The sequence below is a fragment of the Rudaea sp. genome, assembly GCF_057139185.1.
Genome location: NZ_DBNHDN010000026.1, coordinates 99,592 through 112,492, shown reverse-complemented (window position 1 = coordinate 112,492; position 12,901 = coordinate 99,592). Strand labels below are relative to the sequence as shown.

Annotated in this window: 9 protein-coding genes; 5 read left to right on the top strand and 4 right to left on the bottom strand. The window is 63.7% G+C overall.

Features of this window, described 5'->3' with window-relative positions; all coding sequences use genetic code 11:
• Positions 1-138 precede the first annotated feature (138 nt).
• The 3 genes from AC16HO_RS09095 to AC16HO_RS09085 are packed head-to-tail and all read right to left on the bottom strand — an operon-like array spanning position 139 to position 4,866.
• Positions 139-1,392 carry an MFS transporter gene (locus AC16HO_RS09095; RefSeq protein WP_395642741.1) on the bottom strand — a complete coding sequence of 418 codons (1,254 nt, stop codon included), beginning with the start codon at positions 1,390-1,392 and terminating at the stop codon, positions 139-141.
• A 38-nt stretch (positions 1,393-1,430) separates the two neighbouring features.
• Positions 1,431-2,243 (bottom strand): DUF1868 domain-containing protein, encoded by an 813-nt coding sequence (locus AC16HO_RS09090; RefSeq protein ID WP_395642740.1) that lies wholly within the window; start codon positions 2,241-2,243, stop codon positions 1,431-1,433.
• Positions 2,244-2,301: 58 nt separating this feature from the next.
• On the bottom strand, positions 2,302-4,866 hold the full coding sequence (locus tag AC16HO_RS09085) for a TonB-dependent receptor (protein ID WP_395642739.1): 2,565 nt from the start codon (positions 4,864-4,866) through the stop codon (positions 2,302-2,304).
• A 496-nt stretch (positions 4,867-5,362) separates the two neighbouring features.
• Between AC16HO_RS09085 and AC16HO_RS09080 the strand changes: the two genes are divergently transcribed.
• Complete coding sequence (locus tag AC16HO_RS09080) at positions 5,363-6,496, top strand: ROK family transcriptional regulator (RefSeq protein ID WP_395642738.1); 1,134 nt, start codon at positions 5,363-5,365, stop codon at positions 6,494-6,496.
• A gap of 250 nt (positions 6,497-6,746) precedes the next feature.
• Here the strand turns inward: AC16HO_RS09080 and AC16HO_RS09075 are convergent, their stop codons facing one another.
• Entirely contained in the window at positions 6,747-7,112 is a 366-nt protein-coding gene (locus AC16HO_RS09075; RefSeq protein WP_395642737.1) for a hypothetical protein, read from the bottom strand.
• 83 nt (positions 7,113-7,195) lie between these two features.
• On the opposite strand from AC16HO_RS09075, the gene AC16HO_RS09070 reads away from it, so the two are divergent.
• The 4 genes from AC16HO_RS09070 to AC16HO_RS09055 all read left to right on the top strand — a co-directional run bounded on the left by AC16HO_RS09070 (position 7,196) and on the right by AC16HO_RS09055 (position 12,745).
• Positions 7,196-8,413, top strand: a complete 1,218-nt coding sequence (locus AC16HO_RS09070; protein ID WP_395642736.1) for a hypothetical protein — start codon at positions 7,196-7,198, stop codon at positions 8,411-8,413.
• Positions 8,414-8,506: 93 nt separating this feature from the next.
• A complete protein-coding gene (locus tag AC16HO_RS09065) occupies positions 8,507-9,331 on the top strand; it encodes an energy transducer TonB (RefSeq protein WP_395642735.1) in 825 nt (274 codons plus the stop codon).
• Positions 9,332-9,443: 112 nt separating this feature from the next.
• Positions 9,444-10,841, top strand: a complete 1,398-nt coding sequence (hisS, locus tag AC16HO_RS09060) for a histidine--tRNA ligase (RefSeq protein WP_395642734.1) — start codon at positions 9,444-9,446, stop codon at positions 10,839-10,841.
• A complete protein-coding gene (locus AC16HO_RS09055; RefSeq protein ID WP_395642733.1) occupies positions 10,838-12,745 on the top strand; it encodes an HAL/PAL/TAL family ammonia-lyase in 1,908 nt (635 codons plus the stop codon). Before hisS ends, AC16HO_RS09055 begins: the two co-directional genes overlap by 4 nt.
• The last annotated feature ends 156 nt before the right edge of the window (positions 12,746-12,901 follow it).

Sequence of the window (12,901 nt, the reverse complement as noted above, 5' to 3'; positions counted from 1 at the left end):
AAGATGCCATTCGCCGGCGGGCCGGAAGCTGCGCCGCGAGGCGGTGCACAAGGTCCTGCCACCAAGGAATTTCCACACCGACATCGGTCACGATGACGGTGTGTTTCAGCGAGCGGGCGGCGAGTTGCCAAGACCGATTCAAGTTCGTACTCGGCACTCGATGGCGGCGAGCAGCGTGCCGGATGCCGTCACCAGGCACAAACCCCACAGCGTCGCCGGGCTCATTGTCGCCTCGGCCGGCGCGGCGCCGATCGAGTACGACAGGATCGCGCCCAAAAGAAAACCGCCCACGCCCAGGATGACTTTCGCGATCATCGTGAAGACGCCGAAGCGCAACGCGCCGCGTTGGCTGCGCGTGCCTGGCGACTGCACGAGCGTGGCGAGGATCACCCACGAAACGATGGTCACGGCACCGGATGCGATGCCGAACACGACGACGACCGCAAGCGCGGCGCGGGCATCCGCCGCCACCGCCAGCGGCAGGCAGAGGATGAGTACGGTCGAGGCGAGATAGGCAATGCGTAGTGCACCGGCGCTGCCCAGGCGCGCGATCAATGTGCCGGTGACGCCGACCGCGACGACGCGGCCGAGCATCAGCGCGAGCAGGATCCCCATCGTCCATTGCGAGCGCGACAGATCCAGATGCAGCACGGCCTTGCCGAGCACGCCGAGCGCGATCGTGCCGAGCGCGGTGACGACGCACAGCGGGACGAAGCCGAGCGAGGGCATGCCTCCGACCTGCGCGGTGTGGTACGGCAAACGTTCCAGGCGCGGCACGATAGCCAGAAACGGCAGCATCAGCGCGACCGCCACAGTTGCCAACGGCGCGATCAGCAGCACGGTTGACATGCTGTCGCTGCGTGCAAGCAACGGCATCGCCACGATGCCGACGACCAAAGATGCGATGCCGGAACAGATCGTGCGCAGATTGGCGATCTTGACGCCGAGTGCGGGCGTCGTCGACAGTCGCGCCATCATCGCATTGTGCGGCACATCGAATACCGAAAAGGCGGTGCGGAAAAGCAGCGCCGCGCCAACGGTCAGTACCACGTGCTGGTTCGACAGGAACAGACTAGCGGCAAAGGCGAGACCCATCAACGGCGCCGCGAAACCGAGGATGCCCGCCATGGATCGTCCCGCCGCACCGCGTCGATCCGCCCACAGGCCGACGAGCACGTCGCACAACGCATTCCACAACAGCGCAGCGAGAAATATCAGCCCTGCCGAGCGCGATGCGTAGCCGTTGTGGCGAATCAGGATATAGATCGTCAGCGCATCGCCGGCGACCCAGAAGAAACACTTGCCCAAGTGGGCAAGCGCGTAGTCGCGGATGTCGTGCGCGGACGACAGGACGCGCTGCTTGCCGCTCACGCTCGACCCTGCAAGTGCCATGGCCACTCCGACGCGGCGATGCCGCCAATGGCCTTATATCAGAGTTTTCTCAGCAGAAACTGCGTCGGGAACGCCAGCATGTCGTCGAACAGGCAATATTCGGGCGCTGCCAGTTCGATCACCGGCAACGCTTTGCGCAGACGTTGCACCGTGCGCGCCAGGGCAAGCTGATAGCTCACCTCTTCGTCCGCCGTGAACTGGCGCACGTAGTAGGCGAAACTGGTGTGGAAACGGTAGCTGTCGTGGTTGGGATGGCGCACGCCCGTGGCCACGGAAATGCGATCGCGCAAATCGCGCAAACGCCGATTCTCCCGCGCATCGACGGGCCGCAGCGGGATCAGCGTGTAGCCACCCGGGAATTCGCGCTCGTCGACGACCATGCGGATCGGCGGATCGAGGCCGAGGTCGAACTTGCGCAGGCGCTCGGCCAGGTATCGATTGCAGGCGTCCATGCTCGCATCGAGCGGCAGCATCTGCGGCCAGTCGCCCGGCCGGCGATACGCGTTGGTCGCGCCGTCGAAGACGGTCATGTGATACGAATCGGGCGGCAGCCAAGACAAATTTCGTGTGCCGACTTCGGCGCGCAATGCGGCGCACGCGCGGCCGAGTTCGGCAAACGCTTCGCTCTGCTTGGGGAGGTGGCAGATGACGGTATTGCCGGGGTAGCGCTGGGCCTTGCCGTTGACCGAAAACTTCTTGTCGGGCCCGACATCGTCCGGGGTGACCGGCGGCAACGGGCGGCAGCGCAGGATTTCCGGTTCGCCCTCGTCCGCGTGCGCTCGGCGCAGACCGACCGCGGCGGAAAGCGCGAGCGAGAGCTTTGCCAGCATCTTGCGTCGGGATGGGTTCATGCCGGGGTACCCCTGGGTCGATTCATCGCAGCCTCCGCGCACCTGCCCGAAAGTTTCTTCAGAATTGATATTTGACCTGCGCATTGATTTCCCTGCCTTCGATCGACCGCGCCAAGATCACGCCGCCCGCACTGGCGGTGTCAAGCAGGCGCGCATTGCCTTCGGTAAGGCCGATCTGATTGGTCAGATTGGTGCCCTGCAGGCGCAACTGCCAATGCGTGCCGATGTCGGCGACGACACCAAACGCCCAATCGTGATAGTGCCCCAGCGGCTGCAACTGGAGCTGATCGCCGTAGTGCGAGCCAATGTACTCGTAGGTAAGCCACGCGCTCAGCGAACCCCAGCTCGTGGGCAGCGTATAGGCAGGCGTGACGCGCGCCTGGAACACCGGCTGCCGCGCGAGTTGGTTGCCGTTGAAGGCGTTTTTGGGATTGCACACGGTTGTCGACGTCTCACCCTGGTAGGTGTAGCAACCGTCGCTGTGGGTGTACTGGCCATCCTGATAGTCGCCCGAAAAGACGAGCGAAAAATTCTCGAACGGCTTCAACGTCGCCTGCAGGTTGAGACCGTTGGTGGCCGAGCCGTAAACATAGGAGACGAGCTGCGAGGTGTTGCCCACGGCCACCAGCAGGGTCGTCGGCACGCCGTAGTACAGCCGGCGATAAGCGGTGAGCGTCGCGTAGATCCAGTCCTGCTGATACTTGAAGCCCGCTTCCATGTTGTGGACCTTGCCGACCGGCGTGCCCGGCAAGCTGGTCAGATCGGTGACCGAAGGGAAATGCACGCCGTTGTTGAAGCGCACATAGGCGCTCATGTTGTCGGTGAATGCGTAGTTCGCACCTACGGTCCACGCAGGCGCCGTCTTGCCGTAATAGATGTTGCTCTGGCCCGGCAATGCATAGCGCGAACCGTTGTTGTACAGCGTGTAGGGGTTGGCGTCCAAATCCGCCTTGCCGACGTTGCCGAGATGCGCGGTGACGTGCTGGTGTTCGGCGCGCAGGCCGGCGTCGAAGAGCCAGTTGTCGAGTTTCCAGCTGTCGCTCAGAAAGAATGCGGTATTGAATCCATTGCCGCGAATGATGTTCACCGCCGTCGGCCCCGCGGTGAAGCCTTGCGCGCTGGCGAGCTGCCAGGTGTTGCTTCCGTCGCTCAGGCTGATCGCGATCGGATTGGGATTGCTCACGGCCTGCAGCAGGATGTTGCTGCCCTGGAACGCATGTTCGGTCGACCCGTAGACGGCCGTGTAGTTGCCCAGCGTCAACGTGTTGCCGTCGAACAGCTCCTTGCTGACGTGCAGCTCGTTGCTTGCCGACTGGAATTGCTGCTTGACGTAGCGAAGCTCCTGCTTGACCACGTTCTGGTTCATGTCCGCCGCGCCGCCGCCGTTGGCATAGGTGGCGGTCGCCGCGAGGCCCGCAGGCAAGCCGGCCGTCGCCGCAGCCGCGGTGATGTAAGCCGCCAGCGTCGAAGGATTGCTGCCGGTGCTGTAGAACGCGACCATGCCCTCGGTACCGCCACTCACTCCCAGCTTGTCGGACAGCGACCAGCCATTGCCGAAGTCCCAATCGAAATTCGCGCCGGCGAAGCGCACGTCCGGGCCACGGCCGTTGGCCATGTTGATCGGTATGCCGCCCGGCGTGCAGCCGGCGGTGAAACACGGCACGGTTTGCAGGAACTCACGTTGATCGGCCTTGCTGCCCATCGTTCCGGTCAATGGATCGAATCCCGGATAGGCGGAAAACTGGCCGCGGCCGGGATTCAGAATCGGCGTGCCGGTGACGAATTGATTCTTGTCGTTGAGGACGCGTGCATAAAACATCAGTGAACCGTTGTCCCAGTCGTGCGACAGCGTCGCGGTCAACTGGCCGCCCTTGTCGGCGGTGTATTGGGGATCGCGAACGCCGTCGGATTTGCGCCAGAAACCGCCGATGCTGCCAGACCAGCCGCTGCCGCCGAGCGGACCGCTGACGAAGCCGTCCAGACGCAGCATGCCCTCGGAGCCATACGTGAGGCCGACACTGCCGGCGGGGGTCTCGCCGCCCTGTTTGAGAATGAAGTTGGCGAACAGACCGGGCTGCGCATTGCCGTACAGCACGCTCGGTCCGCCCTGGACGAATTCGGCGCGAGCGACCGTGTCGTCCATGCGCAACAGCGAGCCATGCTCCAGATAGGCCAATCCGGGCACCGGATACAGCGGGCTGCCGTTGAGGGCGATGGTGACGAAAGGTGATCCGCTGCTGCCGGGAAAGCCGGCGACTTCGATGTTCGCGCCCGTTTGTCCGCCGGAGGATTCCACGTGAATGCCCGGGGAGGCCTTGAGTACATCGTTCGCGCTGACCGGATTGGCCTGTTTGATCTGGTCGGCGGTCAACGTCGTCACCGAATAACTCGCATCGAGTTTCTTGACGCCGCCGTAGGCTGCGTTTCCGGTGACCACGACCTCCTGCAAATCCTGGGTCTTGGCGCCGTTTGCGGCTGGCGGCGCAGAACCGCTGGGCGGAGCGGCCGGTGTCGCCTGCGCCGGGGTCGCGGCTGTCGCGGGGGCGTTCGCGGATACCGGGCCGGGCCGGGAAAGCTCAGGGTCGGCCGCCGCCGGCACTTCCGCTTCGACCGATGTCGTCAATGCAATTGCTGCCAACAGTGCCGCGGCGAAGGCGGATCGCGAGCGGAGTATGCGAACGGTAGGCTTGGTCATATGAAATACCTTGATGGAGGTCGATATCACGAAGCGAACAGATTCCGCGCAGTCCAACGGAAGCAAGCCGGGCACCGCGGCGGGAGCCGTGCAGCGAAGACCGGTTGCCGAGGCAGGCCTTCGCGTGGCGAATCGCCAGTCGGCGCAGCTTGCAATCCATCTTGATCCTGCGTTCATGACGGCAACGGCAAAAACGGACCCTGCTTGAATTAGCCCTCGGTCGTTGCCGGCTGCCACTCGGCGGCGATACGATCGGTTTCGGGACTTGTTCAAACAATTTACTTCTAATATGGAAGTAAATGCTACATCTGCTACGCTGTCTCGTCAACAAGGGCGATATTTCAGCCGAAAACCTTCGCAATCATTCTTGCATTTGTGAAAATAATTGCTCTCGAATACACGGACAGCAAGCGCGAAACCGACCATGAGCCTGCAACTCGACTACAACGAAAAGCATGTCATCGACCTGCTGCGCAGCCACGGGCCGCAATCGCGTTCGCGCCTGGTGCACAGCGCGCAACTCACACCGCCGACCTTGACCCGGTTGACGCAGAATCTGCTCGACTACGGCCTGCTCAAGGAATTGCACAAGGTGCGCGATGGTCAGCGCGGCAAGCCGGCCCAGCTCATCACGCTCGACCCGAACGGCGCATTCGCCATCGGCATCGCCGTGCAATCGGAATACCTCTCGGCCTGCATCGTCGATCTGGAGGGCAACCCGCGCGCAAGCCTGACCCGCAATCTGAGCGAGCCCAATCCTTCGCTCGTCGCCACCTACAGTCGGAAGATGTTCGAGCAACTGCTCGACGAGGCCGCGGTGCCGCGCAAGCGCGTCATCGGCGCAGGCGTCAGCATGCCGGGCGTCGCTCTGAATGCGTATGGCGCCGGCCTGAATCCGAGCGGCCCGCACCGTCTGCCGGACGAATACTCCGCATGGAAAGGTATCGATTTGCCCGCGCATTTCCGCAAGGCGCTGGGGTTGCAGAGCTGGCTCGACAACAGCGCCAAAACCGCCACGCTCGCCGACATGTATTTCGGCGCCGGTCGGCAACTCAACCACTTCGCCGCGTTCCACTTCGCCTACGGGTTCGGCGGCGGATTGATTCTGGATCGCCGTCCCTACCGAGGTCGCCTAGGCCGCGCCGGCGAATTCGGCGGACTCTATCCCTACGAGCATGCGCGCCCATCCGGACACGATCTGCTGGATTTTCTCGCCGAGCGCATGGACGCTCCCCCGCGGCAGATACGCGACCTCAGCCAGGCCCGCATTCCCGAAGGATTGATCAAAGAATGGCTGGCGCGCGTCAGCCCCCAAGTACTCGATCTGGCCCGCCACCTGAGCGTCGCGCTGGATCTCGAAGCGATCGTTCTGAACGGCCTGCTGCCGATGAGCGTGTTGCAACCGATGGCGCAGTTGCTGCGCGAACAGCTTCCACGCGCCATTCCGAATGATTTGGGCGTACCCGAGATCATCGTCTCGCAACTGGCCAAATCCGGCCTGGATCTGGGCGCGGCAAGCCTGCCGCTGCACTACGTCACATCCGCGTCTTCGTACTAGAGACGAGTTCATGTCGCCGTGTTGGCTCCGGGGTACGTCGGTAGCATTGATCCGGAAAAAAATTCACGCCGCATACCTGATGAAGGAGTTTTGGAAGCAAAACCGCAGGCGCCGCGGATTGGCCGCGGTGAATTGCGCGCGCGCGTTGCTTGCGGAGTGCGCCTTGGCCGGCAACCTGTGCCCGAAGATTGGGTACGCCAAGTAGATATCACCTTTTTTCGTCGGCGGAACCACGCTCAACGAATGCCGGTCAGTAGTACGCGGCAATCACGACGAATACCGCCAGCGTCTTCAGGCAGGTGACCGCGAAGATGTCCTTGTAGGCCTGCCGGTGGGTCAGCCCGCATACCGTGAGCAGGGTGATGACGGCGCCGTTGTGCGGTTTGGCGCCTGCGACGAGGGAGACCTCGTAGGTCCTGCCGTAGGTGGCCTTGATCAACGTCGTGAACAGGTAGTTGACCATGCCGACCGCGGCCAGCGGCAGGATCGTGATCCACGGATCGACGAGCGCGCCGGCGACCGGCTCGGGCTCATTTTTGCGTCTGGCGGAATGTCGCGGTGGCTTATACCAAAGTCGAATCCACGGCCAAGGCAAATCGTCTGCGGTATGCGGCATAAGAACATGCGCGGCGATTGCTTGGCGCGTTGTGCCGTGCCCGCTATGGTGTCTGCGCATGGTTGCGGAGTGGTCGATTGGGGATGGGCAGCGCAGGCACGTTGAGGAAGCATCCGGTATCGGTCGGGCTCGCATTGCTGGCGAATGCCGTCAGCGCTTTGGGCGATCCCGCGGACGGGCTGGTGGCGGACCTGCGCTACCGTTGGGCGCACATCGATCAAGCCGGCTACACGAAGCCGGCCAACGCCGATACCTTGCGCTTGAGTCTGGGCTACCTGTGGAAGCCCGCGTTGGAATGGAGCGCTTACGTCGAAGGCACGCGCGTGTTCGCCATGTTCGGCGAGCACTACAACACGGGTGCGAACGGCAATACGCACCTGCCGTCGGAAGGCGATCCCGCGTCGCACGAAGTATCGGGCGCCTGGCTGGCGTACGACAACGGCACGGCGATAGTGAGGCTCGGGCGTCAATACGTCAGCCTCGACAACGACCGTTTCTTCACGCCGGGGTTGTGGCGCCAGAATCCACAGTCGTTCGATGCCGTCGCCGCGGCGCTCAAGTTCGACACCGGCACGACGATCAAATACTTCCATCTCGACGAAGCGCAGCGTTCGGTCGGCCACGACTATCCCGATCCGGACCAGCGCGAATGGCAACTCGACGCGAACCTGATCCACCTCGACCAGAGGCTGCCACTCGGCAACCTCGCCGGCTACGGTTATTTCGTCGAGAACGACACGAACGCGAAATATTCCTGGCGCACTTCGGGCCTGCGCTGGACCGGCAGATACGCGCTCGGTAACAGCGGCGCCGGCCTTGGCTGGGTGGTCGAGGGCGCGCGCCAGGTCAGCTGGCGCAACAACCCGCTGCGCTACCGGGCAAACTACCATCTACTCGAACTGGGCTACGGTTACCGCTGGGCCAGTCTCAAGCTTGGCGACGAGCGGCTCGGCGGCGACGGCAGGAACGCGTTCTCCTCGCCCTATGGATCGAGCCACGGTTTCGACGGCTGGACGACTCAATTCAAGAACACGCCGCCGAACGGCCTGGAGGATCGGTTCATCGGTCTGTTCGGCCAGTCCGGCCGCTGGAACTGGAGCATCACGCGGCACAACTTCTTCGCCGTTCGCGTGGACCAGCGCTACGGTTCGGAACTCAATGCGCTGGTCAACTACGCATTGCGCAAGGACCTCGGCATCGAACTCGATTACGCCCAATATCACCGACACGCGCTCGGTGCGAACGAGCGCGCGCTGTGGGCGACATTGGAGTTCAGGATCGGCAAGCAGGGTGGCTACTGATTCGCCCGGCCGGACTGGGCGTCTGTGGTCGGGTGGCTTGTTTCGGCAACGCGTAGCTTCTAGATTGGACGCATGGCACTCCGGGAGACAATGATGCCGCTACGCAATTCGGCGGTCGGGATGGTACTGCTGGCGGGAACGACACTCGCCGCGAACGCCGAGCAACCGGTCGCCACGTTCACGATGGCGGCCTCGGGTGAAATCCAGATCGCGGCGGACGGACATGTCAGCGACTACAAGTTGCGCAGTCAACTGCCGGAGCAGATCGCCGCACTGGTCGACCGGAGCATCCGTCAGTGGATGTTCAATCCGATCATGATCGATGGTCAGGCGGTGCCGGCCAGGACGGCAATCAACCTGAGCCTTGGCGCCGAACCGGTCGACAAGGACAGTTACAAGATCCGCGTAGTCGCCGTGCATTTCGGTGGTCCGACGCAGAGCAGGGCGCATACCCGTCCGCCGCGCTATCCGGCGTCTGCGGTTCGCGCGCAGGTCGGCGGCAAAGTACTGCTGGCCGTGCGCCTGGACGACACGGGCAAGGTGATCGAGGCGCTGCCGTATCAGACCAGTCTCGATGTCCGCACCGCAAACGAGCGCGAAGCACGGGATTGGCGCAAAATTCTCGAGAACGCCAGCATCGATGCGGCGCGGCACTGGAAATACGATTTGACCGAGACGGTCAATGGCAAGCCGATGGGCACGTCGGCCATCGTGCCGGTGGTGTTCGCGATCAGTACCCATGCGCCGCGCGACGGGCACTGGAAAGGCTATATCCCCGGCCCGATCGAGCCCGTGCCATGGATGTCCCAAGGCCAGCTCGCGGACAATCAGGCCGCGTCCGACCTCAAGGACGGTGAATCACTGTCGCTCGATTCGCGCTTCAAGCTCAAGAACGACATAATCGGCAAGACGTTGTAGCCCACATCGCACCGGTTGGCCGGTGCGTCCGCCGGTCGGCAGCGACCTCATCGCGGCATGGTAAAATGTGCACCTGCGCGGCGTTGTGCCGCGGTTTCGCGCAAGGACACCCATGCCGTTGACCCAAGCCCGCACCATGCCCGGTGTGATGGAGCTGTTGCCGCTCGATCAGATCGCCTTCGCCGACATGCTCGACACGATCCGGCGCAACTACGAGCGTTTCGGCTTTCTGCCGATCGAGACGCCGGCGATCGAATATGCCGACGTGCTGCTGACCAAGTCGGGCGGGGAAACCGAGCGTCAGGTCTACTTCGTGCAGTCGACCGGCGCGCTGGATCGTGCCGGAAAAGAGCAGGGTGAGGACAAGCGCCCCGAGCTCGCCCTGCGCTTCGATCTCACCGTGCCGCTCGCGCGCTACGTCGCCGAGCACGAGCACGATCTGAGCTTCCCGTTCCGCCGCTACCAGATGCAGCGCGTCTATCGCGGCGAGCGCGCGCAGCGCGGCCGCTTCCGCGAATTCTACCAGTGCGACATCGACGTGATCGGCAAGGACGCGCTGTCGATCCGCTACGACGCGGAAATCCCTGCGGTGATTTACAGCGTGTTCCGCGACCTCGCGATCGGCCCGTTCACGATCTGGCTCAACAATCGCAAGATCATGCGCGGCTTCTTCGAGGGCCTCGGGATCACCGATACCGAGCAGCAGGCGCTGGCGCTGCGCGAGGTCGACAAGCTCGACAAGCGCGGCGCGGACTACGTGCGCGACACGCTGACGGGCGAGGGCTTCGGCCTGCCCGCCGACGCGGCCAAGAAGATCCTCGACTTCGTGCAGATCCGCTCGCACGGCCATGCCGACGCGCTGGCCAAACTCGATGCGTTGGGGCAGGGCAGCGAAGTGTTCAACCAGGGCATCGCCGAACTGCGCGAGGTGCTGACGATGATCCGCGCGCTCGGCGTGCCGGAAACGCACTACGCGATCAACCTGTCGATCGCGCGCGGCCTCGACTACTACACCGGCACGGTCTACGAGACCACGCTCAACGACCACCCGCAGATCGGCTCGATCTGCTCGGGCGGACGCTACGAAAATCTGGCCTCCAACTACAGCAAATCTAAGCTGCCCGGCGTCGGCATCTCGATCGGCGCGACGCGGCTGTTCTGGCAGTTGCGCGAAGCGAAGCTGATCGACACCGCGCAGTCGACGGTCAAGGCGCTCGTCACGCAGATGGACGAGGCGCAACTTCCGGCCTATCTTGAACTTGCGACGCAATTGCGCAACGGCGGCATCCCGACCGAAGTCGTGCTCGACGGCGGCAAGCTGGCCAAGCAGTTCAAGTACGCCGATCGCGCCGGCATCCGCTTCGTTGTCGTGCTCGGTTCGGAGGAGATCGCCAAGGGCACGGTGACGGTCAAGGATTTGCGCAAGGAAGATCAGTTCGAAGTCGCGCGAGCGGAACTGGTGCGCACGTTGCGCGTGGAACTGGAACAGGCCGAGGCGATGAAGCTATGAATACGTCGATTTTTCTGAATGGTTCGAGCCTGACCCGCGCACAACTGGTCGCGATTGCGAAGACCGGCCACGGGATCGAACTCGATCAAGCACAGCTCGTAAAGGTGCAGCGCACCGCCGACTTCCTTGCCGAGCAGGTGCAGCGCGGCGAGCCGATCTACGGCGTGACCACGGGTTTCGGCAGCAATGCCGACAAGCTGCTCGGCGCGCATCGTGCGCGCGACGAACTGCCCAGCGGCAACCCCAACGGCACCGATCAGAGCCGGCGCGATGGCACCTTGCTGGAGGAGTTGCAGCACAACCTCGTGACCACGCATGCGGTGTGCGTCGGCAAGCCGCTTGCGGTCGAGGTCGTGCGCGCGATGCTCGCGATCCGGGTCAACACGCTGATGCGCGGGCATTCGGGTATCCGCGCGGCGACGCTGCAGTCACTCGCCGAATTGCTCAACCGCGACGTGATCCCGGTGATTCCCGAGAAAGGTTCGGTCGGCGCGAGCGGCGATCTCGCGCCGCTGTCGCACCTTGCAATCGTGTTGCTCGGGGAAGGCGAAGCGTTTCACCGAGGCGAGCGTCTGCCCGGCGGCGAAGCGTTGAAACGCGCGGGGCTCGCGCCGGTGCGCCTGTCGTTCAAGGAAGGCCTTGCGCTCAACAACGGCACCGCGCAGATGCTCGCGAGCGGCGCGCTGGCGCTCGACGCGCTGGAAAAACTGCTCGCGACCGCCGATCTCGCCGCGGCGATGACGCTCGACGCGTTTGCCGGCCGCAGCTCGGCGTTCAAGGAGGAAGTGCACGCGCTGCGCCCGCATCCGGGGCAGGTTGAGACGGCCGCCAATCTGCGCCGACTGCTTGGCGATTCGACCCTGGTCGATATTCCGTACCATCTCGTGCCGCGCTTCAAGACCTGGCTAGCCGATTCGTGGAGCGACCCGGCCGACCGCGCACATCGTTTCGACATCGGCTGGGACTACGTGCCGCCGTCGCAGCGCCACGGCAAGGAAAATTTTTACAAGCGCTTCATGCCGTTCAAGGGCGGCAAGAAGCACCAGCCGCAGGACGCCTACTGCCTGCGCTGCATCCCGCAGGTGCACGGCGCCGTGCGCGACGCGCTCATGCAGGCGCAGCGCGTGTTCGACGTCGAATTGAATGCGGTCACCGACAATCCGCTGATCTTCCCCGACGCGGTCGATGCGAAGGTCATCGAGGATCAAGTCATTTCCGCAGGCCACTTCCACGGCATGCCGCTGGCGCTGGCGATGAGCTACGTCAAGGCGGCGATTCCCGTGCTCGCCTCGATCAGCGAGCGGCGCCTGAACAAGCTCGTCGATCCGGCGACGAACGACGGTTTGCCGGCGTTCCTGATCGGCAACGAGGACGCGACCGATTCGGGTTTCATGATCGTGCAGTACACCGCGGCCGCGCTGGTCAACGATCTCGCCACACGCGCGCATCCGGCCAGCGTATATTCGGTGCCGACCAGCGCGAACGCCGAGGACCACGTCTCGATGGGCACCAACGAGGCACGCCACGTGCTGGAGATGGTCGAGGATCTCGGCCATGTGCTGGCGCTCGAGCTCTACACCGCCGCGCAGGCGCTCGAATATCGGCAGGACATGCTCAATGCGGCGCGTGCGGTGGCGGCACGCGGCGACTGGCAAAGCCTCGCCGCGAAGGTTTCGGGCGCGCCCAAGCCGGACCATGAAAGCCATGCGCAGTTCGTTCTTGAAGTGAAGAAGCTGACCGGCGCGCTCGCGTCCAGCGAAGAATTCCACGCCGGCTCCGCCGTGCGCGCCGCTTTCGCGAAGATCCGCGAGCGCATCGGCTTCATGCAGCGCGATCGCGCGATGGATCAGGACGTCAAGCGCATCTGTGCACTGGTCGCGGGCTACGAATTGCTCCCGAATTAGCGTTGCGCGGTTCGTCGCCGCGCCCGCGGCTCTGCCAAAACAACGATCGGGCTTCACCTCGATGCCCCGGGTTTCTGCGGCGCACTGTCGCGTCGCCCATGACTTCCGGCGCATGCACTAGTATCAACTGAACACTATAGTCCACCTGTGCCTATG